The sequence below is a fragment of the Kitasatospora sp. NPDC051705 genome (assembly GCF_044453265.1).
GTDB lineage: Bacteria > Actinomycetota > Actinomycetes > Streptomycetales > Streptomycetaceae > Kitasatospora.
In genome coordinates, this window is record NZ_JBITCO010000001.1 from 314,410 (window position 1) to 338,304 (window position 23,895).

A 23,895-nucleotide genomic window follows, 5' to 3' on the forward strand; every position below is an offset into this window, starting at 1 on the left:
GGTCGCCCCGCCGCCCGGCGCCGGGACGGTCAGGCCGCGAGGCCCAGGCCCAGGGTGACCGCCACCGGGGCCAGGTAGAGGAGCGGGAAGGGCATGGTCCTGTAGGAGCGGACCCGCAGGGTGGTGAGCACGGCGCCGAGGAAGTAGAGGATCAGGGCGACCGCCGCGGCCACGCCGACGGCCGGCACCGCGAGACCGACCAGCAGGCCCGCCGCCCCGGCGAGCTTGGCCAGCGCCAGCCAGGCCCACCACGAACGCGGCACCCCGTACTCGACCAGCGGCTGGGTCACGAACTCCGCGCGCCGCGCCAGCGAGACACCGGAGAACCCGACCCAGAGGGCGCTGACGACGGCAAGGACGACATGGGCGACAGACATGGTTGGTACCTCGGTCCCGTGCGGAGGAGGAGCCGGCGGACGGATCCCGCCGCGCTTCGTTGCGCTTGCTCGAACACTCCACTGACCCGCCGCCCCCGCCGGATGTGACAGCCCGGCCGAAGAATTTTTCGCCGACGTCCCGGGGCCGGTCAGGCGGGGCGCAGGAAGAGCTCGTCGGTGTAGCACCAGGCCCAGTCCTCGCCCGGTTGGAGCGAGCGGGCGATGTGGTGGCCGTGGTGGGCCCGGGCGTGGTGGTAGGCGTGCTGCCCGGGCGAGCTGTCGCAGCAGCCGACGTGCCCGCAGCTCAGGCAGGCTCGCAGGTGGACCCAGGCGGTGCCGGCCCGCAGGCAGTCCTCGCAGCCGGGCGTCGTGTCCGCGGGGACCTCCAGGAGCCCGTCCAGGTGCCCGCAGGTCGGCTGGACGACGAGGCCCGGGTCCACCGCTACACGCCACTCATGCCGGTCGTTCACGGCAGACACCTTACGGGCCGGCCACGCGCGGCACGGCGACGGCAGGGCCGGTACGCCGGCAGACGTCCCCGGCCCGGAGCGTCGGCGGGCCGTTCGACCCGGTCACGGCCCGTCGTCGCGCCGTCCGGTGTCGTCCCACAGCGCGGCGTCGATGGTCTTCAGGGCCCTTCTCAGCAGTTCCTGGTTGCTGCCGACCGCGTCCGCGAAATCCGGTACGAGGTTCTCGCGTCGCAGCTCGCGCGCGTCCACCCACCAGTAGAGGTCCGCCTGCGCCGGGGCCAGCGCGAGGGTCGCACGGGCTCGCAGCCACGCCGCGACCCGGACGACGGGGTCCGGCTCCTCGGGAACGGCCTGGTCGCGGGCGCCGTCCTGTGGCTCATCAGGTACTGCTTCTCGTAGGAGGGCCGGGTCGGGGCGGCCGATTTCCCCGGACCGCCCCGCCCGTTCGGTTCCGCGGACCCGGTATTCGGAGGCGTCCGGAGGCCCGCCCTCCGCCAACGGCCCTTCCCTCACGCAGCGTTGCCCGACACCGCGCAGCGGGCGGGGCGGCCGCCCCGCCGGCCCGGGGACGAACCGGGGCCGGCCCACCGGGGTCGGGCAGGGGCCCTGCAGGCGGCAGCGGTCCAAGCCCGCGGTGACATGGACAACCTCGTCCTCGTCCTCGAACACGAACGCGGCCTGAGCCGCCGCGGTGCACTCACCGGGGGCCGCGCCGAAGTGGACCGTCGCATCGCCGACTTCCAGCGACTGGCGGCCGAGCTGCCGGACCTGTGCCGTCGGCTCGGTCTCGACCCGACGCAAGTTGGCGCCGTCGAGACGTACGTCCGCGTCATGGGCGCCTGGATCGGCGGCTACCACGCCTGGCAGACCCGGACGGCCCGCTACCGGAGAGCGCCCTGGACGTCCTCCCCCGGTCCGACCCCGGCCACTTCGACACGCTCCTCCGGCCCTGACCCCGGCTGCCGGGCCACCGCCCCGGGCGTCAGCCGACGGGGAGAAGGGACCCGGAACGGGCGATTCCGCCGCGGTCGCGGTCCTCGTGCGGTCCGCGCGAACCTTGCCCGTCCGTGGCGCGGACCGGACTGCTGCACCGCGCACGGACAGCCCGTCACCGTCCGGGACGGCGGCGGGCTGCCGGGTCGCCCGCCGTGACGGCGGGCCCGGGCCGTGGGTCAGCGCACGGTGACGGCGAAGACGGGCGAGGCGACGCTCCCGCTGACGATGCGCAGCTCGTTCTGGCCCTTGATGCCGAGCTTGACGCCGAGGGAGTAGGAGCCGTTGTGGGCGGTGTGCACGGAGGCGGGCAGGGTGACCCACGCGCCGTGCTGCTTCTGCTGCAGGGTCACCGTGCTGCCGGCCGTGAGGCCGGTGGTGGTGCCGGTGACGCGGAACAGCTGCCAGGCCTGGACGGTGGTGACCGACGGCTTGGCGCTGATGGTGGCGGCGGCGGTCGGGGTGGCGGCGGTCGGGGTGGCGGCGGGGGCGGTCGGGGCGGCCGCCATGGCGGTGCCCGCCGTTCCGACGAGCAGCGCGCCGAGGGTGGCGACGGCGGCCAGGCGCATGGAGTTCCGCTGGGAGACGATCACGGGTGCACCCCTTTCAGGGGAGGTGGTCGTTCGACCCGATGGCACGGTCGGTGCGGTTCGGGTGCTGTCTGTTCGGAGGACGACTCACCCGGCGCCACCGGTTGTGTGCGAAACGTCACTGTCATGTAACAGTCGAACGATCTTCCGTCGTCGACGCACCGTCACGGCGCCGTCATCGAAACGAGGTTCGTCGTCGACGTCGGAGGCCGTCCCGGGGACGCGCCGCCCGCCGCCGCGTAACGCGCCCGTCCCCCGGGAAGCGTTCCGACACACCCCTGCGATGCAAGGCCAGGACCATGTCTGACGACAAGAACCACGTCACCGCCGCCGCGGTACTCCCTCTCGTCGGAGGCGCGGACAACATCACCTCCATCGCCCACTGCATGACCCGGCTGCGGCTCGGTCTGCGCGACCGGTCCCTCGTCGACCGCACGGCCCTGCAGGCCGTGCCGGCGGTGCTGGGCGTGGTCGAGGACGACACCTACCAGATCGTGCTCGGCCCCGGGGCGGTCGCCCGGATCACCCAGGCCTTCGAGCGACTCGTCGCCGAGCAGCGCAGCGCCACCCCGGCAGGCGCCACCACGACCGACACGACCGCTATGACCGCCGCCACGACCGCCGAGGAGCTGGCCGCGCAGGGCGCGGCACTGCGGGCGGCACGGAAGCGGAAGAACGCCACCCCGGTGAAGCTGCTGCTGCGCCGGATCGCCGATGTCTTCGTCCCCCTGATCCCGGCCCTGATCGGGGCGGGCATCATCGCCGGCGTCAACGGACTGCTGGTCAACCTGGGCTGGCTGCCCGGGATCAGCCCGGCGCTGACGGCGATCGCCTCCGGCTTCATGTCGCTGATCGCGGTCTTCGTCGGCTACAACACCGCCAAGGAGTTCGGCGGCACGCCGGTCCTCGGCGGTGCGGCCGCCGCCGTGATCGTCTACGCGGGCGTCGCCCACGTCTCCGTCCTCGGCCAGACGCTCTCCCCCGGACAGGGCGGGGTGCTGGGCGCCCTGGCGGCCGCCGCCCTCGCCGTCCGGGTCGAGAAGCAGTGCCGCCGGTTCGTACCCGAGTCCCTGGACGTCCTGCTCACGCCGACCCTGACGCTGCTGGTCACCGGTCTGGTCACGCTGTTCGGGCTGATGTTCGTGGCCGGCGAGGTCTCCACCGGCATCGGTACCGGCGCGACCTGGCTGCTGGCCCACGGCGGCGCCTTCGCCGGGCTGCTCCTGGGCGGGCTGTTCCTGCCGCTGGTCATGCTGGGGCTGCACCAGGCGCTGATCCCGATCCACACCACGCTGATCGAGCAGCAGGGCTACACCGTGCTGCTGCCCATCCTGGCCATGGCCGGGGCCGGCCAGGTCGGCTGCGCGATCGCGGTCCTCCTCCGGCTCAGGAGGAACTCCTCGATCCGCGCCACCATCAGGTCCGCGCTGCCCGCCGGGCTCCTGGGCGTGGGCGAACCGCTGATCTACGGCGTCTCGCTGCCACTGGGACGCCCGTTCGTGACCGCCTGCGTCGGCGGCGCCGCCGGCGGCTCGTTCGTCGGCTTCTTCAACATGCTCGGCGCCACGGTCGGCGCCACCGCGATCGGCCCCTCCGGCTGGGCCCTGTTCCCCCTGCTCAAGGGCAACGAGAACCCGGGCACCACCGTCCTGATCTACGCGGGCGGCCTGGCGGTCGGCTACGCCGCGGGCTTCCTGGCCACGTACTTCTTCGGCTTCACCCGGGAGATGCTCACCGGGCTCGACACCGACCCGGCAACACCCCCCACCGCCACGCCCACCGCCACCGCCCCGGCCGAGCCCGCCACCACTCCCGCGACCGCCCCGCCGACGGGCTGACCGACGGTCTCGAACTCCAGGGCCTCGACCGGGACGCCGTCCTGTGGCACCCGGGGCCCCGGCCCTCCTGCGCGGGAGCGGCGCGGGAGGGCCGGGGCCGAAACGACGGCGCGGGTGCGGCGCGAACCCGTGCGGGCGGGACGGATGCCCGGGACCGGCCGGCGCGTCGACCAGGCGGGGGGCGGGTCTCCGGGGCACGGTGGCGGTGGCGCCTGTCAGTCCAGGTCGGCGTCGCCCGGGAGCGACAGCGGATCCTCGGTGGTCGATCCGCGCGTCGGCCTCGGCGGCTTGGGAGGCTTCGGCGGCTTCGAGGGCACCGGGGCCGAGGTGGGCGTCGGCTTCGGGGGCTTCGGGGGCTTCGGCGGCTTCGAGGGTTCCGGTGTCGCGGTGGGCTTGGGCGGCTTCGGGGGCTTCCCCGTCGAGGTGGGCTTCGGCTTCGACGGTCCCCGGGTCGAGGTGGGCGTCGGCCTCACGGCCGACAGCTCCGAGGAGTCGTCCTCGGAGCTGTCCGGGTCCGCCTGATCCAGGGAGGCCGGTGCGGCAACGGCGTTGCCGCGCGCGTCCTGCGGTGAGGAGGCGCTGGCGACGCTGACGGCCACGCATCCGGTGGCCAGGATTCCGGCTGCCGCTGCTATGGCGATTCCTGCTTTCATCATTCCCTTTCCGGGGATGGGCTGTTGGGCCATGGGACGGGTGGGCCTGGGCCCGGGGAATGCGGCCGCACCGCCGTTCTCGGCGGTGCGCACCGGTCCACGCCGCCACCTCCGGCCGCCCGGCGACGGAGGTGCTCCTCGTCCGGCGCGGCCAGTGCGGTCCTGCGTGATCTTCCCTCAGTCAGACGTCCGGCCCGGCGATCAGGTTCAGTGCCCACCACGATCTGCCTCACGGCGCCGACGCCACGCACGAACGTCCGTGCCCCGCCCCCGGCGCGCCCGGACACCGTCGAGACCGGGGCCGGTGGCCTGCTCCTCCTGGTCGACTCCCCTGCCCGATGCCTCTCACGACGTTCGCGACGCCGCCTCGCCGAGTCCGGTGACGGCACCTACGGCTACGGCCGGGGCTGCGGTACGTGGACCGGGTCACCGCCGAGCGCGGTGTACAGGTCGGTCCAGCGGCGGTCGGTGTCCGTCGGCGGCTTGCCGTCGCAGAAGGCCTTCGTCCCGTTGGCCGTGTAGAAGCGCATCATCTCCAGGACCGCCCGCGGATCGGACGCCTGGCCGCCGGTGTAGCGGGTGCCCGGCGTCCGGCTCTGGTGCTGGACGCAGGTCGGGGACGGTGTGCCGGGCTGGGCGTCGAAGCTCCCCTCGGGTTCGCTCCCGCAGCCCGTGAGCAGCGGGGCCGCGGCGAGGGCGAGGCAGACCAGGAGGGACGATCGGCGTACCGGACGTGCTGTCATGGGGGCGCTCTCCGGGGGAATGCGGTTCACAGGGTGGCGGGCAGGCCGCGCAGGACCAGTCCCAGCCCCACGGCCAGGACGAGTAGCGCCGTCAGCAGGGCGCTGTACGGGGCGATGCGCCGCAGCCGGCCGACGACGGGGCCGTCGGCCGCGACGGTCAGGCGGTCGCCGAGGCGGACCAGGAGCAGGCCGACGGCGGTCAGGGTGGCGGCCATGCCGAGGCCGTAGGCGACCACGAGGGCCGCGCCGAAGAGTGTGCGGCCGAGGGCGACGGCGCCCAATAGGACCACCAGGGCGGACGGGCTGGGGACGAGGCCGCCGGCGATGCCGAGGCCGATCAGGCTGCGGCGGCCGGGTGCGGTGTGGTCATGGTGGTGGTGATGGAGGCCGTGTCCGAACAGGCCGTGCCCAGGACCGCGCGAGCGGCCGGACTTGTGGTGCATGTGATCGTGCGTGTGATCGTGCCCGTGGTCGTGCCCGTGGTCGTGCCCGTGCCCATGCCCGTGGTCGTGCCCGTGCCCAGGCCCGTGGTCGCTGTGCACGTGCTGGTGATGGGCCACGGGGTGCGGGTGCGAATGCGGGTGCTGGTGGTCGTGGTGGCCGGTGCCTGCCGCCGAGGCGTGCGCCAGTTCCCTGGCCGGTTCGCCGTCGGTGCCCGACGTGGGTCGCGGGACGTGTCCGTGGGGTCGGAGGTCGTGGCGCCGGAGGGCGTCGCGCAGCAGGCCGGCGCCGACGGCGGCGACCAGGGCACCGCTGACGACGCCCAGCCAGCCGAGCACCGCGTCGCCGGCCAGTGAGGAGAACACCGTCAGGCCCAGGCCGATGATCAGGACGCCGGCGGTGTGGGTCACCGTGACGGTGGCTCCGACGGTGACCGCGTCGCGGATGCTGCCGCGGCGGCCCGCGAGGTAGGCCGCCATCACGGTCTTGCCGTGGCCGGGCAGCAGCGCGTGCCCGGCACCCAGCACGACCGAGAGCAGGACGGCGAGCAGGCCGAGCGGGACGGTGAGCCGCCGGGCGGCGCCGAGTTCGGCGAGGCGGGCGTCCAGTCCGGCGAGCCAGGCCGTGGGCCCGGAGCGGTCGGCCCTGGCGGCCGTTCCCGGTGCCGCGCCCGCGCCGTCGCCGGGCCGCGCGCGGAACTGCGCGTGGGTGGCGCCGCTGGGGCTGTCGAGGAGGTCGCGGGGGTAGTCGCGCAGTTCTGCGGAGACCGACCGGGCCGGGACGTCGGAGTGGTCGAGGGTGGTGCCGTCGCCGCGGGCGGTGATCTCGTTCCACCCGACCCGGCCGGGGTCGATGCCGCTGGCGACGGTGAGGGTGGTGCCGGCGGCGGGAACGTGCAGCCCGGTTCGCAGGACGCATTCGAGGCGGCTGGTGCGCAGTCCGGCCGCGCCGTCCTCGTAGCGGAACTGCGCCGATTCGGTGCTCCAGGGCAGGGGCGCGGCGGGCGCCCGGTCGGTCGTCACCCGGAGGCGCTGCGCGGTCTGCGCGCACTGTTCCCGGGCCCAGGCGGCGCGTTCGGCCTCGTCGACGGTGCCGTCACCGTCGCGGTCCAGCTTCGGCTGCTCCTGGAGGGTGGGGATCTCTGCGGCGTCGGTGACGGCGAGGACCTCGAGGGCGTCCGGGTGGACGGTGAAGCCGTAGTAGTGGTTCAGGGAGAAGTTCCCCAGGGGATGGGCGCCGGCGAGGGGTGCGGCGAGACCGAGCAGGAGCAGGGCGCCTGCCACCGCCGTGCCTGTCCGGACGAGGGATCGTGGGACCGCCACGCTGGGCCTCCGGGGACGGGGCCGCCGCCACGGCGGCGACGCCCGGACCGGCGGAAGTGGGATGCGGGCCGGTCGGCCCGACGCACACCATCCGGTTCCGGGGGCGACTCCGGATTGGCACCACTCCGTCGCGGTCGACGGCACCACCCGGCTGGGGCAACACCTTCGGACGCCCGTTCCCGCCCCCCGAACACCTGACGGATGATCGACCGCTCGGACCGGCAAGCACCGGCGACCTCTCCGAGAGCCCCGGCGCCTCGACCGGCGACCGGCCCCCAGTTGCAGTACTACTGCAACTGCGAAGGCAGCGCGCCCGGTTGTGCCGCGACCGGCCGGGTGACATCGCTGGTCCGTGCGGGTGAGACGACCAGGCCGCACGCGCCCCGCTCGCGAAGGGGTGACGGGATCCGGTCCACAGTGCCCCATGCGGCCCCTCCGGCCGATCCCCCGCTCCGGCCCGACCCGGGCCCGGTGCGGTCGACGCCCGTCATGGAAGCGAGCACAGCACCTACATGAACGTCACCCGCCGCCCTGCCCGCAGAAGGTCCACCGCCCGCGCCGCGGCGCTCCTCACCACCATGAGCCTGGCGCTGGCCAGCAGCGCGCTGCTCGGCTCCGGGGCGGGCGTCAGCTCCGCCTCCAGCCACCGCGAGGCCCCGCTGATCGCCGCCGACCCCCAGGTCGACAACACCGACGTCTACGCCTTCACCAGCCCCGACGACCAGGACACCGTCACCCTGGTCGCCAACTGGCTCCCGTTCCAGGAACCCAACGGCGGCCCCAACTTCTACCCCTGGGCCGACGGCGCGCACTACGACATCAACATCGACTCCCAGGGCACCGGCAAGCCCGACCTCACCTACCGCTGGACCTTCCACGCCGAGGACCAGCGCGGCACCAACACGTTCCTGTACGACAACGGCGTCGTGAACAACCTCACCGACCCCACCCTGCTGTTCCGCCAGTACTACACGCTCCAGGAGCTGCGCCCGGGCTGCGAGCCGGTCACCCTGGTCGAGCACGGCACGGCCGCGCCGTCCGACACCGGCCGCGCGTCGATGCCCGACTACGGCCGGCTGCGCAACCAGGCCACCGTCCAACTCCCGGGCGGCGGACAGACCGTGGCGACCCAGGCCGCCGACCCGTTCTTCCTCGACCTGCGGGTCTTCGACCTGCTCTACGGCGGCAACCTCTCCGAGGTCGGCCAGAACACCCTCGCCGGGTACAACGTCAACTCCCTCTCCATCCAGGTGCCCAAGAGCCGCCTCGCGTACAAGGGCGACCCGACCCGCAACCCCGTCATCGGGGTCTGGTCCAGCACCGAGAAGCAGACCCTCAAGCTCAGCCCCGGCAAGGCCGAGCCGGCCGGCAAGTTCGTCCAGGTCTCGCGACTGGGCAACCCGCTGGTCAACGAGGTCGTCCTGCCCGCCGGACTGAAGGACGCCTTCAACTCCCTTCCGCCGTCAGAGGACCACAACCAGCCCGCCGTGGTCGCCAAGGTCCTCAACCCTGAGGTGCCGCAGCTGATCCAGTCGATCTACGGCCTCCCGGCGCCGGCCACCCCGCGCACCGACCTCCAGGAGATCTTCCTCACCGGCATCGCCAAGGCCACCGGCGGCCCCTTCCAGGTCGACCTGAACTCGCAGCTGATGAACCAGGACGTCAACCCGAAGAAGTTCGTCCCCGCCGAGGAACTCCGCCTCAACATGTCCACCCCGGTCACCGCGCACCCGGACCGCCTCGGAGTGCTGAACGGGGACTTCCAGGGCTTCCCCAACGGCCGCCGCCTGACCGACGACGTCGTCGACATCGCCCTGCAGGTGATGGAGGGCGCCACCCCGGGCCACCTGATCGGCGCCCTCGCCGCCGGCGACAAGGTCAACACCGCCGACAAGCCGTTCGGCCCCGCGTTCCCCTACGTCGCGCTGCCCTACGACAAGGCCGTCAACCAGCCCAACTGACCCTTCCCGCCCTGCGGGTGGCCCGCGCACTGCCGCCGGCCACCCGCACGGCCCCCCTTCCCCCAGCACACCACCGAGGACACCCATGCGCCGCCTGCCGCTGCTGCTCACCACCATCGCGCTGTGCGGCGGCCTGGCCGCGTTCGGGGCGCTGGACCGCGGCCACGCCGGCGACGCCCGGCCCTCGCCCGGGGCCGGACGCCGGCCGGGCAGCGCGCCGGTCGCCGGCGGTTCGCTGGCCGGGGCGATCGCCGCGGACCAGCAGCGGCTGCGGCAGCTGCCCGGCGACGCGGCCGGCTGGGCCCGGCTGGGCGCCGAGTACGTCGAACAGGCCCGGCTGACCGCGGACCCCTCGTACTACCCCAAGGCCGACGAGGCGCTGCAGCGCTCGCTCACGCTGTCCCCCGAGGGCAACGCCGACGCCCTCACCGGACTCGGCGCCCTCGCCAACGCCCGTCATCTGTTCGACCGGGCACGCGACTTCGCCGACCGGGCCATCGCCGCCTCGCCCGCGCACTGGCTCGCCTACGCCGTCCTCGCCGACGCCCGCACCCAGCTCGGCGACGACGCCGGCGCCACCGAGGCCGTCCAGCAACTCCTCGACCGCCGACCCGGCACCGCCTCCCTCACCCGCGCCGCGTACGACCTCGAACAGCACGGCCGCGGCGACGACGCCCGTGCCGCCCTCCGACAGGCCCTCGGCGGCGCCTACGACCCCGCCGACAAGGCCTACTGCCAGTACCAGCTCGCCGAACTCGACCGGAAATCGGGCCACTTCGCCGAGGCCCTCTCGGGCTACCAGCAGGCCCTGGGCACCGACCCCGCCCACACCCCCGCCCTCGCCGGCCGGGCCCGCACCGAAGCCGCCCTCGGCCGCACCGATGACGCCGTCCGCGACTACACCACCGCCATCGCCGCCGTCCCCCTCCCCCAGTACCTGCTCGAACTCGGCGAACTCCACGAGTCCCTCGGCCACGACGACCAGGCCCGGGAGCAGTACCGGCTGCTCACCGCCGAGCAGCGACTCGCCGCCGCCAACGGCGTCGTCGACGACCTCACGCTCGGCCAGTTCCAGGCCGACCACGGAGACGCCACCGAGGCCGTCCGCCTGCTGCGCGCCGAATGGGACCGCCGGCACAGCGTCCTCGTCGCCGACGCGCTGGCCTGGGCCCTGCACCGCACCGGCGCGGACACCGAGGCGATCGGCCTCGCCGAGCAGGCGGCCGCCCACGGCTGGGACGACAACGCCCTGTTCCTCTACCACCGCGGCGAGATCGAACGCGCCCTCGGCCGCACCGGTGAGGCCCGCACCCACCTGGCGAAGGCGCTCGCCACCGACCCCTCGTTCAACCCCCTGCAGGCACCGGCGGCCCGCGCGGCCCTCACCACCGTCGGCGGCTGAAGCCCGCCCCCGGGGCAGCAGCGGGAGCAACGGCCGAAGCGGCGCCGGTCGTCGCGGCGGCGCACGCGGTCGCGCTGGCGGCGGGAACGAACGGGTGGGGCCTGCGAGCGGGCGGGCCGGCCAGGGCCGCGCTGCGTCGGCGGATCGGGGGGCGGTCGGCTCCCAACGCCCGGCGGGCGGCGGCGGCGAGGGCGGCGAGGAGGTCCGGGGCGGCGAGGGCGGTGCGCAGGCGATCACGTGGTCGGGGCGGACCAGCAGCGCGCCGTTGTGGAGGCCGGTGCCGCAGCGGAGCGGACCCGGCCCCCGGACACGCCTAAGGGCCCATGTAGGGGCGGTAGGGGGGCTCGTCGTCCGGCGGGTCGCCGGCCGTCCGGCTGCCGGCCCGCCGGTGGACCGCCGATCGGGCGGCGACGACCTCGGCGTGCTGGCGGAGTCCGGCTGCGGCGAGGTCCTGGGCGAAGGCGGTCAGCAGGTCTGCCGCGGCGGCCGCGGCGCCGGCCCCCTCGTGCAGGGCCACCGCCCGGTCGACGGCTTCCGCGGCCTCCTCCCAGCGCCCTTCGGCCGCCAGGCCCCGGCCGAGCTCGGCGAACACCACGGCGCCCCCTGCCCAGTCTCCGGCGGCCTGGCGACGCGTCACGGCCTCTTCGACGGAGTCGGCGAACACCATCGTGCTCCCCCGCCAGTCCCCGATGCGGCGCTGACGGTCCGAGGCCTGGTCCGCGGAGCCGCCGAGCCCGCCGGCCCGCCCCACCGGCTCGGCCGTCCGGTACCCCTGGTGGAGCGCGAGCCGCGCCGCGGTCTGCCGGACGGCGGCGGCGCGTTCCGCCTCCTGGCGCTCCTTGCGCCGCGACCTCCGCGCTGCAGGCCCCGCCTGCTCCGACGGCCCCAGCTGCCCCTGCTGTGGCCGAGGGGTGGCGGGCGTCCGGGCCTTGTCGCCGACCAGGACGCGGTCGAGCCACCCCCGGAAGGCGCCGCTGCCGCCTGCTGCGTTCCGGCCCTCCGACGTGCCGTCGGCAGTCCCCGGCCCTCCCGTGCCGACGGCACCGGACGCGGCACCGCTCGCGGCGGCGGGTTCCGGGTCCTGCCCGGTGCCTCGGGGCGGGGACGCCTCGGCGCCGCCCCCGCCCTGGGCCCGGATGCGTGCGAGCTCGGCCGCGCTGCGCCGCGCCCGCTGTTCGGCGGCGGTCCGGTCCTGTCGTGCCCGGTCGAGGGCCCGTCGGAGCTCGTCGGCTTCGGCCTGGCGGCGGGCGCCCTCCTGACGGCGTGCGTCGGCCCCGGCCTCCGCCTCGTCCAGGCGTCGTTCGGCGTCCGTCTGGCGGTGTTCGGCCTCGGCGGCCCTGGTCCGGGCCGCGGCCAGGGCGTGCTCGAGCTGGTCGACGTAGCCGCGCAGCCGGTCGTGCTCGGCCCTCAGGTGCTCGTTGTCCTTGCGGGCCAGGTCGAGTTCGACGCTGTGACGGGCCGTCCGGGCGTTCAGGTCCGCGATGGCGCGGCGGGTCTCCAGGGACCAGCGTCGGGCCTGCTCGTGGGCCTCCTCGAGTGCGGCCTCCAGCATGCGGACGGTGCGCGCCGCCGCCTCCGCCCTCTGGTGGGCCGTGGTGACCTCGTCCCGGAGCCCCTGCAGTTCGGCGGTCCTGGGTGCCAGGTGGCGCTGCGCCGCACGGTGGGAAGCGCGGACGGCCTCCCGACCGCCCCGGGCCATCGGCGTGCCCGACTGCCGTTCCGCGTCGTCCATCAGACGCTCGACGAAGTCCGCGCCCGGTAGTTCGATCCCGCTGAAGTAGCGCGAGAGCGTCGAGGTGCTGCGGTTCAGGCTCGCCGCGTAGGCGGTCATCGACGTCTCCAGCTGCCCGGCGAGCAGCCGCAGGGCGACGGCCAGTTCCCGTACGGCCGGTGCGAGGTCGTCGGAGAGTTCGCTGGTGAAGACGATCCGCCGGCGCCGGCGCCGCTCCGGAGGGCCGGCCTGCGGGGCGCGCGGTCGGCCCTCCGCACCGGGCAGGCTCCGCCCGGCCGACTCGTCCGTCCCCCGGTCCTGTTGCTCGTCGCTCATTGCGCTTTCCCTCCCGTGCTCATTGTTGCGCCTTCCTCGCAACGTGTTCGCGCGTACCGCAACGTGTTCGCCCTTACCGCAGCGGCTCGGGCGCGGCCACAGTGAGCGGCGCAGCAGTAAGCGGTACACGGAGTCACGGTCAGCGGGAAGGGTCGACGATGCGCCGACGGTCGGCAGGTACGGGTTTCAGCGATCGGGCAGGAGGAGCCGTCTCCGCGGCCCGCCTGTTCGCCGGGGTGGGCGTGACCGGGGGCGGCTCGGCCGTGGCCGCGTTGAGCGGTGCCCCGTGGTGGGCGGTGACGCTCGGGGTGATCGCCTCGTCCGGCCAGGTCCTCGCCGCCGTCGCGCTGGGGATCGTGCAGAGCATCGCCCCGCAGGACTCGGGTGACCGGCGCCGGGTGTGGGAACTGCTCCTCGGGGACCGGCGGCCCCGGGGCTCGTCCGACGATCCGTCACCGCAGGCGCCCGGGAAGTAGCCCGGCGCCGCGTCCAGGCGGGCGGCGTTGCGCCCGCCGGACGGACCGGCGGGCGGTCTAGGCTCGGCCCGTGGGACAGCCCGACCAGCGCGCCGAGGGCGCGGGACCGTTCACCACCCGGCTCACCTGGCACCCGCCTGGCGGCGGCACCGCCGTCTGGGAATCACGGCTCGCCCGGCGCCGGGGGCTCATCGCCGTGCACCCCGCCGGGGCGGCCACCGCCCGGCACGCCAGGGCCGACGGCACCTCCGTCGCGCGCCTGCGCCGGCTCAACGCGATCGCCGCCACCGCCTTCGTCATCGGCGGGGCGCTGTTCGCGGCCGGCGCCGCCGTCGCCCAGTTCGGCTCCGGCGACGCCACCACCTGCGCCTGGATCTACTTCCTCGGCGGGCTGTTCTTCAACACCGGCGGCTACGTGTCGCTGCTCCAGGTCGTCAACGCCCCGCGCCACGTGCCCGGGGGCACGGGCGCCCTGGTGACCCGGCGCTGGCGGTGGTGGAGCTACGAGCCGATGCGGGTGGACTGGCTGAGCGCCTTCGTGCTGTTCGCCGGCACCCTGGTGTTCGCCGTCAACCTGCTCGACTCCTTCCTGCAGGGGCTGAGCGTCCAGCAGGTCAACCGGCTGATCTGGACTCCGGACGTCATCGGCTGCGTGCTCTTCCTCGTCTCCGGCCACCTCGCCTTCGTCGAGATCTGCCACGTGCACCGGCCGTGCGTCCGACGGCGCGACCTGGGCTGGTGGATCGTCGCCGTCAACCAGCTCGGCTCCGTCCTGTTCATGGTGTCGGCGCTCGCCGCCTTCACCCGCCCGGCCACCGACGCCCTGATCAGCGCCGACGTCGCCAACTGGGGCACCCTCACCGGCGCGCTCTGCTTCTCGATCGGCGGCGTCCTCCAGCACCTCGAACGCCCCTGAACCGACCCCTGGCCGACCCCTGGTCGGCCCCGGACCGCTAGCGGCGCGGGCCCGCCACCGCGTACAGCAGCGTGCCAACCCCCAACAGAAGCCACGGCGTCCCGGTGGACAGCGCCGTTTCGGGCTGCAGGACCATCCAGGCGGCCACCTCCCCCACGGTGCCGCCCGGCGGCGGGACGAGGAGGGTGAACGTGAGCCAGCCGGTCGGCAGGATCCATGCGAACGGGGCCCCGCAGAGCACCGCCCCGAGCGCGGCCAGGCCGGCCAGGCCCGCGCCGTTCCGGACGACGAGCGCGGTCGGGACGGTCCCGTGCCCCGCCACCTGAACCGCCGCCAGCGCCGCCGCCCCGGCGACCGCACCGATCAGCAGCACGTGCACCAAACGGCGGGGCAGCCACCGGATCGCGGCCGTCCGGTCGAGCGCGGTGTCCTGCCCGCCGAGCCCGGCGGAAGCGGCCGCCACGCTCGCGGTCAGCAGCATGACCGCGATGGCCGGCTCCCCGCCCTTCACACCGCCCTGTTCCAAGGCCCACACCGCCAGCGCGGCGAGCACGACCGCAGCGGCCGAGACGGGCATCCGTCGGGAACGCGCGTACAGCACCAGCCACCTCATCGGGTCGCCTCCCCCGTCAGCGCCACGAGCCCGTCCTCGCAGGAGAGCGCGGCGGTGTGCGCCCGGGCGATCCGGGCGCGCTGCTCGGCCGGCGGCAGGGCGGACACCTTCGCCCAGGCGGCCTCGGCCTTCTCCCAGGTGGCCTGCGCGTAGCCGTCGGGGTCGGGCAGCCGCAGCGGTTCGAGCCGGCGGTCACCGAGGGCCAGGCTCGTGGCGATGCTCTGCGCGGGCAGGTCGATCAGCCCGCCGCCCTCCCGGGTGGTGCGCGGACGGCAGTTCGGTGCCAGGCCCTGGCCGACCAGGAGGCGGGTCAGGTCGATCCGCGCCGAGGGGGCGAGCAGCGGGTCGTCGAAGTCGATCAGCACCGTGTCTCCGGAGAGCGTGCGGTCGTCGCCGACCGCGCGCAGCCCGGTCTCCTCGCGCACCGCGGTCGGTGCCTGGTCCCCCAGGGCGTCGTGCAGCACGCGCAAGGCCTCCTTGCCGTGCCGCGCGACATCGGGCAGCTGTGCGCCGTGCGCCCGCGTCACGCACACCGGCCCGTCGCAGAACAGGGCGGCGGCCGCCCGGTCGACGACGTACGAGTCGCGCTCGGAGGCCGGGAGGACCAGCAGCGCCAGCGCCGCACCGACCAGCACGGGGGCCAGCGCGATCAGCCGGGCCCGGCGGGTCGCGGCGCACAGCAGGGCGAAGCCGGTGCCGAGCAGTCCGAGCAGCCAGAGTGTCTGGCCGAGGTGGACGGCACCGGACAGGGTCAGCAGCATCTCCCGCGGCATGTCGGTCGCGGGGGACAGCAGGGCGAACCGGTTCGACACCGTGCCCGAGGGCAGCTCGCCGTCCGTGAACTGCCGCAGCAGGACGTTCGCCATGAGGAAGACCAGCACCAGGAACGGCGGGGTGAGCACGGAGGGCAGCGCCCGGGCGACGCCCATGCCGAACACGGCTCCGGCGACCAGGGCCAGCACCGCCACCAGGGAGATCGGCAGCCAGCCGAGGGTCTGGTAGGCGGTGCCGCCGCGCGCCACCTGGACCGCGCCCCAGAGCACGAGCAGGCCGAAGGCCGCCGCCAGCGAGACCGCCGTCACGCCGGCCGGCACCGCCGCCCGCCGCCAGGCCGGCCGTGGTGTGGTCGCCAGCAGTTCGGTCATCCGCGAGCGGGAGTCGCGCAGCCCGTGCAACGCCCCGAGGCCCACGGCGATCGGCCATCCGAAGGCCAGCATGACCCGGGTGGTCAGCGCCATCGTCGTCCACTGGGCCGTCCAGGCCGCGGCGCCGTACCACCAGAGACCGTTGATCAGGTGGATGAACGCCAGGCTGCCGCCCAGGATCAGGAGGCCGGCCCACGGGGCGGCGGAGCGCTTCAGTTCGATCCCCAGCACACGCCCGCTCACCAGGCACCCACCCGCGCCTCGGAGGTGTGCAGCAGCGCCGAGTAGCCGCGCTCCAGGGGGCTGTCGCCCGGGTACTCGTCGCCGCCCGCCGCGGCGAGGTCCGCCGGCGTGCCCTGGAAGACGAGGCGGCCGTCGGCGAAGAGCACCACGTCGGAGCAGGCGGCCGCGACGTCCTCGACCAGGTGGGTGGAGACGATCACGCAGGTGTCCCGACCGAGTTCCTGCAGCAGCTCGCGGAAGCGCAGCCGCTGCGCCGGGTCCAGGCCCGCGGTCGGCTCGTCCAGCAGCAGCACCGCGGGGTCGTTGACGATGGCCTGGGCGATGCCGGCGCGCCGCACCATGCCCCCGGACAGGGTCTTCATCCGGTGGTCGGCGCGGTCCGCCAGGCCCACCCGTTCGACGGCCCGCTGGACGGCCCCGGGGACGTCCGCCTTGGGCACCTCCTTCAGCCAGGCCATGTACTCGACGAACTCCCGGACGGTGAAGCGCTTGTAGTAGCCGAACTCCTGCGGCAGGTAGCCGATGCGGCGGCGCAGCGCCCGGTGGTCGCCCCTCCCGTTCACGGATTCGCCGAGCAGCTCCAGCTCGCCCTCGGCGGGGCGCAGCACGGTGGCCAGGGCCCGGATCAGGGTGGTCTTTCCCGCGCCGTTGGGCCCCAGCAGGCCGTGGGCGCCGGTGCCGAGGGCGAGGTCGAGACCGTCGACGGCCATCTTCCGGCGTCCGGCCCGGACTTTCAGGCCGGTGGCCCGGATCTCCCAGGCGTAGGTCTTCGGCGCGGTGTCGGCCGCACTCGCGATGGGTGTCATGCGGTGGTCCCTTTCGAGGGTCGAGCGTGGAGTCACAGCGCCGAGTAGGCGTGTCTGCGGGCGATCACGGTGCCGGTGCCGAGGACGAGGAGCGTCCCCCACAGGGGCAGTCGGTCCGCTGCCAGGACGACGGGGATCTCGTCGGTGCCCCAGGCGGGTGCCGCGACGACGACGGCCCAGGCGGCCACCAGCCCGGTGGCGGCGCGGGTCACGCCGATCACGCTGCCCAGCGCCAGGGCCGTGGAGGTGAAGGCGAGCGAGGGCAGCAGCCACTGGGCGGCCGTCGTGGTTCCGGTCAGCCGGCCCTCCACCAGGAGCGCGGGCAGGACCACGGCGAGCACCGCGATGGTGCGTCGGAGCATCAGGGGCAGACCGGCGCGGGGGGTGGAGGCGGTCAGTTCGTGCGCCGGGTCCAGGGTGCGCGACCAGGCGGCGGCGACGGCGCACAGCGGCAGCACGGGCGCGAGGAGCAGCGCGGGCGAGGTGGTCCCCAGGACCGCCGGCGCCCCGACCGCGGCCAGCAGCAGCGCCAGCAGGGTCACGGTGACGGTCATGGCCAGCCACGGCGCGACGACCGGGGTCGTCCAGGCGGGCAGCCACCTCGGGCGGTACCGCCGGGAGGGCGCCCGGACGGCCGCGTCCAGGTGCGGTTGCAGTCCGGCGCGGACGGTCTCGACGAGCGCGGCGACGGCGGGTGCCTCGGTGGTGACGGAGGCCGCCAGGCAGCCGCGGCACGGCGCGCACGTCTCCAGGTGGGATTCCAGCGCCCACAGCGTGTCCGCGGGGATGCCGGTGTCACCGCGGGCGTAGTCGTCGATCAGCCGTATCGACGCGTGTGACGAGTGTGTCGGGTATGACGGGTGTGACGGGTGTTCGGCGGTCATGCCAGTGCCTCCCGCATCGCGATCCGGGCCCGCCGGGCGCGGGTCTTGACGGTTCCTTCGGGCAGTCGCAGCAGGACGGCGGTCTCCCGCACGGACAGGCCGTCGAGCACCATCGCCTGCAGGACCTGGCGCAGTTCCGGTGCCAGCCGCAGCAGGGCGTCGCCCACGTCGCCGCCGACGGTCGCGGCCAGCGCCTCCTCCTCCGCCGCGGGCACCACCACCCGCTCGGCGGCGGCGAGCGGCGGCTCGGCGTGGTGGGCCCGTCTGCGGAACGCGTCGACCAGGCGGCGCGCCGCGATGGTCCACAGCCATCCGACGGCGGTGCCGCCGACGGCGCTCCCGGCGAACGCCCCGGCCGCGCGCCACACCGCCAGGAAGGTCTCCTGCATGACCTCGGCGACGATCTGCTCGTCCGCGCAGCGACGGCGCAGCCGCACCGCCAGCCACGGCGACGTGCGCCGGTACAACTCCTCGAACGCCCCGCGGTCACCCCGGGCGACCAGCCGGAGGAGGCGTTCCTCGTCCAGCTCGTCCAGTGCTCTCCTGCGTGATCTCACACCAGCCAGACGCCCGCGACCGGGCTCAGGTTCTGCACCGGCTGTGACCTGCGTCACGGCTCCGGGCGCGGGATCGGTGGTCCCCCGACACCCGGCGCCCCGGCATCCGGCCTCCCGGTGTCCCGAGGTGCCGGCCCGTCACCCGTGGTCGCGGCGCCGCCCCGGCGCGTCCGGGTGCTCCTCGTCGGCCGCGACGCGGGCGGAGGAGGCCAGGCGGTCGGCGAGGGCGGTGACGAGGGTGCGCAGTTCGTCGGGGCGTTCGATGACGAACGGACGGTCGAGTGCGGCGAGCAGCGGCGGCAGCCAGTCGAGGCGCTCCGCCCGCAGCTCGACGCGCAGCCAGCGTTCGGCCGCCCGGCCCTCCTCCGTCACGGGTGCGCACTCCTCCAGGCGGGCGATGCCCGCGGGGAGGTGCGCGCGGAGGTGGTCGACCGTCGCGTGGATCCGCAGGGTGACCTCGTGCCGGTAGGCGGCCGTGGCGAATCCCGTCAGCAGGCGCTCCGCCGGGTCGGCGTCCTCGGGTGCTTCGAACGTGCCGGGCAGGGTCCGCGCGTCGGCGATGCGGTCGAGGCGGAAGGTCCGGTCCTCGCCGAGGCCGGCGTCCTGGCCGGTGACGTACCAGCGGCCGCCGTGGGCGACGAGGCCGGTGGCGTGCAGGGTGCGTTCGCCGGTGCGTCCGTCGCGGGCGGTGTAGCGGATGGAGACCGGCCGGCGGTGGCGCACCGCGTCGGCGACGGTGAGCAGGACCCCGGTGTCCGGGGCGGCGGTATCGGGGGCCCCGGGGCCCGGGGCGTCCCGATCCGCGGGCCGGTCCGTGAAGGCGAGGGCCTCCAGGAGGGTGTCGAGGCGGTGGGCGAGGTGCCCGGGCAGGACGCGCCGGATCTTCGCCGACGCCGTCTCGCTCGCGGTGCGCTGCGCCGGCGTCAGCCCCGCCCGCCGGCCGGCGACCAGGCCGAGCAGGACGGCGAGCGCCTCGTCGTCGCCGAGCATGAGCGGGGGCAGGCGGTACCCGGGGGCGAGCCGGTATCCGCCGTAGCGGCCGCGCACCGATTCCACGGGCACGTCCAGGTCGATCAGCTGATCGACGTACCGCCGCACGGTGCGCCCGTCGACGCCGAGCCGGTCGGCGAGTTCGGCCACCGTCCGGGTGCCGCCCGACTGCAGCAGTTCCAGGAGCGTCAGGACGCGGACGGTCGGTCGGGACATGTTCGCAGACTAGTACGAATACCGGACCGGTTCTGTCCGGTATTCCTCCTAGCCTGCGACGTGCACGCCTTCCGCACGACCAAGGAGATTCCCGTGGAGTTCGTCTCGATCCGCATCATCACCGGCGACGTGGCGCGCCTCGTCGCGTTCTACGAGCGGGCCACGGGGGCCCGGACGACGTGGGCCACCGAGGACTTCGCCGAGCTCAGCACCGCGGGTGCCACCCTCGCGATCGCCGGTACCCGCACCGTCCCGCTGTTCGCGCCGGGTTCCGCCCGCCCGGCGGACAACCACAGTGTGATCACCGAGTTCCTCGTCGACGACGTGGACCGCGTCCACCGGGACCTGACCGGTGTCGTCACCGACTTCGTCGCCGGGCCCACCACGATGCCCTGGGGCAACCGGTCCCTGCTGCTGCGCGACCCCGACGGCAACCTCGTCAACTTCTTCACGCCCGTCACCCCTGCGGCCGTCGCGAGGTTCGCCCGCTGACGACGCGCACGGCCGACCGGCGGACGACGCACGTCACCGGCCGCCCACTCCGCGGGACCGCGGAACCGCGGGGTGGGCGTCGGGCGCGGGTCAGAAGTCGAGGTACCGCTCGAGCCGGACGGGCTCCCGGCAGCCTGCCGCGAAGACGTCGGCCGTGACGGTGAACCGGCCCCAGGCCGACAGCTCCAGGGCGAAGCCCGTCGACCGGTCGGTGCTCACGCGATCCGGTTCGGGGAACGTCGGATGGAGGTGGTAGACCACCCTGACGACCCGGTCGAGGGCCTCGGCCGCCCCGTCGAGGAAGACCCGGACCCGGTGGAACGGACCGTCGCCGCCCGTCGGCACCCGGTCGGGCCGGGCGGTGTGGGCCAACCGGACCCCGGCCACGGGATCGGCCCCGGCCGGCGGTTGCCGGAGCCGCTCGTACACCTCCTGCGCGGAGGCGGGGCGCCGCGCGGGGTCGCGGGCCAGCAGTCGCGCGACCAGCGCGGCCAGGTCCGCGGGAGCGTCCGGCCGCAGGGTCGCCAGTCCGGGGGCGTCCTCGTCCTGTTTGCGCGCCATGACGGCCCAGGCGTTGGGCCCGGTGAAGGGGGGCCGCCCGGTGAGCATCGCGAACAGGACGCCGCCGAGCCCGTACAGGTCGGACCGCTCGTCGCCCCGCTCGGTGCGGAACTGCTCCGGGGCGCCGTACGCCACGGTCCCCGCCGGAGCCAGCAGCGAGGAGCGGACCAGGGAGAGGGTCGTCCGGAGGAACCCCGCGATCCCGAAGTCGAGGACCTTCACCCGCCCGTCCGTGGTGATCATGACGTTGCGCGGCGTGATGTCGTAGTGGATGACGCCCGCCCGGTGGGCGGCGGCCAGCGCCGCGGCGATCTCACCGGCGACCGACAGCGCCCGGGGGAGCGGCAGCGGGCCCTCCCGGTCGATGACCTCGGCCAGGGTGACGCCCTCGACCTTCTCCATGACGAGGAAGAGCAGGTCCTCGTGCACACCGCGTTCGTGGAGCGTGATGACGTTCGGATGGTTGATCCGGGCCGAGGCCACCGCTTCCCGCGCGAAGCGGGCCGGCAGCTCGCCCACCCCCTCCTCCCCGGTGTGGAGCAGCTTGAGGGCCACCGCGCGGCGGAGGTCCCGGTCGTGGGCGGCCCACACCTCCCCCATGCCTCCCCGCCCGAGCCGGCTGACCAGCTCGTAGCGGCCCGCGATCACGTCACCAGGTCGCATCGCCCACCCCGTCGTCCGACATCCCCGTGCCGGAACACCCTACGGGCGAAGGCGGACTGACGGCCCCGGCCCGGCGGGATCGCGGTCAGCCCCGCCGGCCCGCCGCGGCCCGCCACGCCGCCGCCGTGGGGGGCTCCGGCGCGGCCCCGACCGCGCAGCGTCCGCGAACGCGGACGAGGTCCGGCACCCTGGTGGGTGCCGGACCTCGTCCGACTATGGAGCGCCAGGCCCGGGTTGCACGGACTCTCCCTACTGAAAGTAGGACGTGCTCTGGTAGCACCGCTGACGCCTGACGAGGAATCATCTCCCTCGCGACGAGAAGAAGACTAGCAGGTCAGCGGCCCGGCACCGAAACCGGACGGACGATCCCGCCGTACGGCCCGGCCCCGCCGCCGGTGCGCGGGGCCCCGTCCGTGGTGGTCTTCTGGGTGCGACGCGTCGTCCGCGTCCGATCCGAACCCGATCCGGTCCAGCCCGCTCCCTGGAGGAATCCGCCGTGTCCAAGCCCCTGATCGTCATCACCGGTGCCAGCTCGGGCATCGGCGCGGCCACCGCCCGGCTGCTGTCCGCACAGGGCCACCCGTTGTTGCTGCTCGCGCGCCGACTGGAACGGCTCGAGGAGCTCGCCCTGCCCGAGACCCTGTGCCGCAAGGTCGACGTCACCGACCGCGAGGCGCTCCGGGAGGCGGTGCGCGAGGCCGAGGAGCGGTTCGGGCCGGCGGACGCCATCGTCAACAACGCCGGGGCGATGCTCCTGGGCCGGATCGCGGACCAGGACGCCGAGGAGTGGGACCGGATGATCGACCTGAACGTCAAGGGGGTGCTGTACGGGGTGCGCGCCGTCCTGCCCGGCATGCTGGCCCGTGGCGCCGGCACCGTCATCAACGTCAGTTCCGTCGCCGGCCGCAAGACCTTCCCGAACCACACCGCGTACGTGGGGACGAAGTTCGCCGTCCACGCGATGTCGGAGAACCTGCGCGAGGAGGTCGCCTCCTCGGGAGTCCGCGTGATCACCATCGCCCCGGGGGCCGTGGAGACGGAACTGCTCTCCCACACCACCGACGAGCGGATCAAGGAGGACTACCGGGCGTGGAAGGAGGCGGCCGGCGGCGCCCTGGACCCGCAGGTCGTGGCCGAGGCCGTCGTCTACGCGTACCGCCAGCCGCCGGAGGTCACCATCCGCGAGATCGTCCTCGCGGCCACCGGCCAGCAGGGCTGAACGGGCCGGACCGCCGGCCGGCAGGGCTGAACGGGCCGGACCGCCGGCCGGCAGGGCTGAACGGGCGGGCTCGCTGGCCGGCAGGGCTGAGCGGGCCGGCTCGCCGGCTACGGCTACGGCTACGGCTCGGCGGGGGCGCTGTCGCTCCCGGTCCGGACCGCGGCGCCGAACCGCCACGCCTCGATGTCGCGGTAGCGGATCGGCCCGGGGCCGCGGCCGAAGTTGCTGCCGACCAGGTGGAGTCGCTCGGCCGGCCACGGCCTGCCCACGAACCCGGCGAGCCCGGCCGCGGCCTCCGGCACGCTGCTGGGATCGTCGCGACGGGAGCGCGCCAGGGTCAGGTGGGGGCGCAGCGGGCGGTCGGCGAACTCGATCCCGCAGGACCTCACCAGCTCCCGGACGTCGGCGGCGAGCAGGTGCAGTCCCTCCAGGTCCCCGTCGATCCCGCTCCACAGCAGTCGCTCGTCGAAGTGGCCGCCGCCGCGCAGGCCCAGCTGCAGGGCGGGGTGCGAGGCCGCCCGGCCGGCCAGCACCGCCCGCAGCGACGGCACTGCCGTGGACGGCAGTTCACCGAGGAAGGCGAGGGTGATGTGCCAGTCCTCGATCCGGTTCCAGCGCAGCTGCGGGTACCTGGCGTAGGCGGGCTGCAGCGCACGGGCCAGCTCGTCCTTGGCCTCGTCGGGCGGGGCCAGCGCCACGAAGACGCGCAGGGTCGAGGGCTCGGGGGAAACGTCCACGAGGGGGGAGAGTAGCCGAGGGCGGGTCGTCCGCGCCGCCGGTGCCCGCCCGGCCCGCCGCGCCGGGGGCGTCCCGACCGCCCGCCCTCGGGTCTGCGGCGCCATGGGAGGCACGCAGACCGCCACGCAGGCCGGACACGCCCTACGGCCCGGTTCACGGCCGCCGTCCGCCGGGCCCGCGATGATCGGGGGACGGACCCGCACCGCCCGGCGGTTGCGGCGCGCAGCCACACAGGAGGGACGGCCGATGGCCGACGACCAGGACACGGGCAGGCCGGCGTCCCCCGCCCCGCCGGGGCGGACCGCGGCCGGCGGAGGCCGGGAGCCGGGGCACCCCCCGGGCGGGGGCCGGGAGCCGGAGCACCACTTCCGAGCGGACGACCGGAGCCGCCGTGCGTCGACCGGCGCCGACGGCGCGGGCCGGCCCCTCGGTCGGGCCCCCGTCGTCGCCGAGCACTGAACCGACCGACCCGCTGTCCGCGCCCCACCAGATCCAGGCCCGTGCGACCGGTGTTCCCGGCGGGCCAGCCGTCGAGGAGA

At 75.0% G+C, this 23,895-nt stretch carries 23 protein-coding genes; 8 read left to right on the plus strand and 15 right to left on the minus strand.

The window, feature by feature from the left end:
* Positions 1 to 29 precede the first annotated feature (29 nt).
* From ACIA8Q_RS01405 to ACIA8Q_RS01420, 4 genes are all read right to left on the minus strand, one after another.
* A complete protein-coding gene (locus tag ACIA8Q_RS01405) occupies positions 30 to 377 on the minus strand; it encodes a DoxX family protein (protein WP_360206262.1) in 348 nt (115 codons plus the stop codon).
* Positions 378 to 526: 149 nt separating this feature from the next.
* Positions 527 to 778, minus strand: coding sequence for a UBP-type zinc finger domain-containing protein (locus ACIA8Q_RS01410; RefSeq protein WP_360206576.1), 252 nt, complete (start codon positions 776 to 778; stop codon positions 527 to 529).
* A 171-nt stretch (positions 779 to 949) separates the two neighbouring features.
* Positions 950 to 1,705 carry a hypothetical protein gene (locus tag ACIA8Q_RS01415; protein WP_396316562.1) on the minus strand — a complete coding sequence of 252 codons (756 nt, stop codon included), beginning with the start codon at positions 1,703 to 1,705 and terminating at the stop codon, positions 950 to 952.
* A gap of 314 nt (positions 1,706 to 2,019) precedes the next feature.
* Positions 2,020 to 2,433: a hypothetical protein gene (locus tag ACIA8Q_RS01420; RefSeq protein ID WP_396316563.1), complete on the minus strand. Its 414-nt coding sequence runs from the start codon at positions 2,431 to 2,433 to the stop codon at positions 2,020 to 2,022.
* 296 nt (positions 2,434 to 2,729) lie between these two features.
* Between ACIA8Q_RS01420 and ACIA8Q_RS01425 the strand changes: the two genes are divergently transcribed.
* Complete coding sequence (locus ACIA8Q_RS01425; protein WP_396316564.1) at positions 2,730 to 4,268, plus strand: PTS transporter subunit EIIC; 1,539 nt, start codon at positions 2,730 to 2,732, stop codon at positions 4,266 to 4,268.
* 258 nt (positions 4,269 to 4,526) lie between these two features.
* Positions 4,527 to 4,790: a hypothetical protein gene (locus tag ACIA8Q_RS01430; RefSeq protein ID WP_360206276.1), complete on the plus strand. Its 264-nt coding sequence runs from the start codon at positions 4,527 to 4,529 to the stop codon at positions 4,788 to 4,790.
* A gap of 526 nt (positions 4,791 to 5,316) precedes the next feature.
* Here the strand turns inward: ACIA8Q_RS01430 and ACIA8Q_RS01435 are convergent.
* Together ACIA8Q_RS01435 and ACIA8Q_RS01440 are read right to left on the minus strand one after the other, a co-directional pair.
* On the minus strand, positions 5,317 to 5,664 hold the full coding sequence (locus ACIA8Q_RS01435; protein ID WP_396316565.1) for a hypothetical protein: 348 nt from the start codon (positions 5,662 to 5,664) through the stop codon (positions 5,317 to 5,319).
* A gap of 26 nt (positions 5,665 to 5,690) precedes the next feature.
* Complete coding sequence (locus tag ACIA8Q_RS01440; RefSeq protein WP_396316566.1) at positions 5,691 to 7,388, minus strand: high frequency lysogenization protein HflD; 1,698 nt, start codon at positions 7,386 to 7,388, stop codon at positions 5,691 to 5,693.
* Positions 7,389 to 7,939: 551 nt separating this feature from the next.
* Here ACIA8Q_RS01440 and ACIA8Q_RS01445 point away from each other — a divergent pair.
* Together ACIA8Q_RS01445 and ACIA8Q_RS01450 are read left to right on the plus strand one after the other, a co-directional pair.
* Positions 7,940 to 9,388: a DUF4331 domain-containing protein gene (locus ACIA8Q_RS01445; protein WP_396316567.1), complete on the plus strand. Its 1,449-nt coding sequence runs from the start codon at positions 7,940 to 7,942 to the stop codon at positions 9,386 to 9,388.
* 85 nt (positions 9,389 to 9,473) lie between these two features.
* Positions 9,474 to 10,790 (plus strand): tetratricopeptide repeat protein, encoded by a 1,317-nt coding sequence (locus tag ACIA8Q_RS01450; RefSeq protein WP_396316568.1) that lies wholly within the window; start codon positions 9,474 to 9,476, stop codon positions 10,788 to 10,790.
* A gap of 313 nt (positions 10,791 to 11,103) precedes the next feature.
* Here ACIA8Q_RS01450 and ACIA8Q_RS01455 read toward each other — a convergent pair whose 3' ends face one another.
* The gene (locus ACIA8Q_RS01455; protein ID WP_396316569.1) at positions 11,104 to 12,837 is read right to left on the minus strand and encodes a hypothetical protein; all 1,734 of its coding nucleotides are present in this window, start codon (positions 12,835 to 12,837) and stop codon (positions 11,104 to 11,106) included.
* A 263-nt stretch (positions 12,838 to 13,100) separates the two neighbouring features.
* Between ACIA8Q_RS01455 and ACIA8Q_RS01460 the strand changes: the two genes are divergently transcribed.
* Positions 13,101 to 13,313, plus strand: a complete 213-nt coding sequence (locus tag ACIA8Q_RS01460) for a hypothetical protein (protein WP_360206292.1) — start codon at positions 13,101 to 13,103, stop codon at positions 13,311 to 13,313.
* Between the two features lie 70 nt (positions 13,314 to 13,383).
* Positions 13,384 to 14,229: a hypothetical protein gene (locus tag ACIA8Q_RS01465; RefSeq protein ID WP_396316570.1), complete on the plus strand. Its 846-nt coding sequence runs from the start codon at positions 13,384 to 13,386 to the stop codon at positions 14,227 to 14,229.
* 37 nt (positions 14,230 to 14,266) lie between these two features.
* On the opposite strand, the gene ACIA8Q_RS01470 is transcribed toward ACIA8Q_RS01465, so the two are convergent.
* From ACIA8Q_RS01470 to ACIA8Q_RS01495, 6 genes are all read right to left on the minus strand, one after another.
* On the minus strand, positions 14,267 to 14,842 hold the full coding sequence (locus ACIA8Q_RS01470) for a hypothetical protein (protein ID WP_360206298.1): 576 nt from the start codon (positions 14,840 to 14,842) through the stop codon (positions 14,267 to 14,269).
* Entirely contained in the window at positions 14,839 to 16,230 is a 1,392-nt protein-coding gene (locus ACIA8Q_RS01475) for a hypothetical protein (RefSeq protein ID WP_360206301.1), read from the minus strand. The genes ACIA8Q_RS01470 and ACIA8Q_RS01475 overlap by 4 nt, the downstream gene beginning before the upstream one ends.
* Positions 16,227 to 17,036, minus strand: a complete 810-nt coding sequence (locus ACIA8Q_RS01480; RefSeq protein ID WP_360206303.1) for an ABC transporter ATP-binding protein — start codon at positions 17,034 to 17,036, stop codon at positions 16,227 to 16,229. Before ACIA8Q_RS01480 ends, ACIA8Q_RS01475 begins: the two co-directional genes overlap by 4 nt.
* Positions 17,037 to 17,068: 32 nt before the next feature.
* Positions 17,069 to 17,920, minus strand: coding sequence for a zf-HC2 domain-containing protein (locus tag ACIA8Q_RS01485; protein ID WP_360206305.1), 852 nt, complete (start codon positions 17,918 to 17,920; stop codon positions 17,069 to 17,071).
* Positions 17,917 to 18,477, minus strand: coding sequence for an RNA polymerase sigma factor (locus ACIA8Q_RS01490; RefSeq protein WP_360206308.1), 561 nt, complete (start codon positions 18,475 to 18,477; stop codon positions 17,917 to 17,919). The genes ACIA8Q_RS01485 and ACIA8Q_RS01490 overlap by 4 nt, the downstream gene beginning before the upstream one ends.
* Before the next feature lie 138 nt (positions 18,478 to 18,615).
* The gene (locus ACIA8Q_RS01495; RefSeq protein ID WP_360206311.1) at positions 18,616 to 19,683 is read right to left on the minus strand and encodes a YafY family protein; all 1,068 of its coding nucleotides are present in this window, start codon (positions 19,681 to 19,683) and stop codon (positions 18,616 to 18,618) included.
* A gap of 93 nt (positions 19,684 to 19,776) precedes the next feature.
* Between ACIA8Q_RS01495 and ACIA8Q_RS01500 the strand changes: the two genes are divergently transcribed.
* Positions 19,777 to 20,175 (plus strand): VOC family protein, encoded by a 399-nt coding sequence (locus tag ACIA8Q_RS01500; RefSeq protein WP_360206314.1) that lies wholly within the window; start codon positions 19,777 to 19,779, stop codon positions 20,173 to 20,175.
* A 90-nt stretch (positions 20,176 to 20,265) separates the two neighbouring features.
* Here the strand turns inward: ACIA8Q_RS01500 and ACIA8Q_RS01505 are convergent, their stop codons facing one another.
* Positions 20,266 to 21,399, minus strand: a complete 1,134-nt coding sequence (locus tag ACIA8Q_RS01505) for a protein kinase (RefSeq protein WP_360206317.1) — start codon at positions 21,397 to 21,399, stop codon at positions 20,266 to 20,268.
* A gap of 496 nt (positions 21,400 to 21,895) precedes the next feature.
* On the opposite strand from ACIA8Q_RS01505, the gene ACIA8Q_RS01510 reads away from it, so the two are divergent.
* The gene (locus ACIA8Q_RS01510; protein ID WP_396316571.1) at positions 21,896 to 22,618 is read left to right on the plus strand and encodes an SDR family oxidoreductase; all 723 of its coding nucleotides are present in this window, start codon (positions 21,896 to 21,898) and stop codon (positions 22,616 to 22,618) included.
* A gap of 119 nt (positions 22,619 to 22,737) precedes the next feature.
* Here the strand turns inward: ACIA8Q_RS01510 and thpR are convergent, their stop codons facing one another.
* Positions 22,738 to 23,355, minus strand: coding sequence for an RNA 2',3'-cyclic phosphodiesterase (gene thpR / locus ACIA8Q_RS01515; RefSeq protein ID WP_396316572.1), 618 nt, complete (start codon positions 23,353 to 23,355; stop codon positions 22,738 to 22,740).
* Between the last annotated feature and the right edge of the window lie 540 nt (positions 23,356 to 23,895).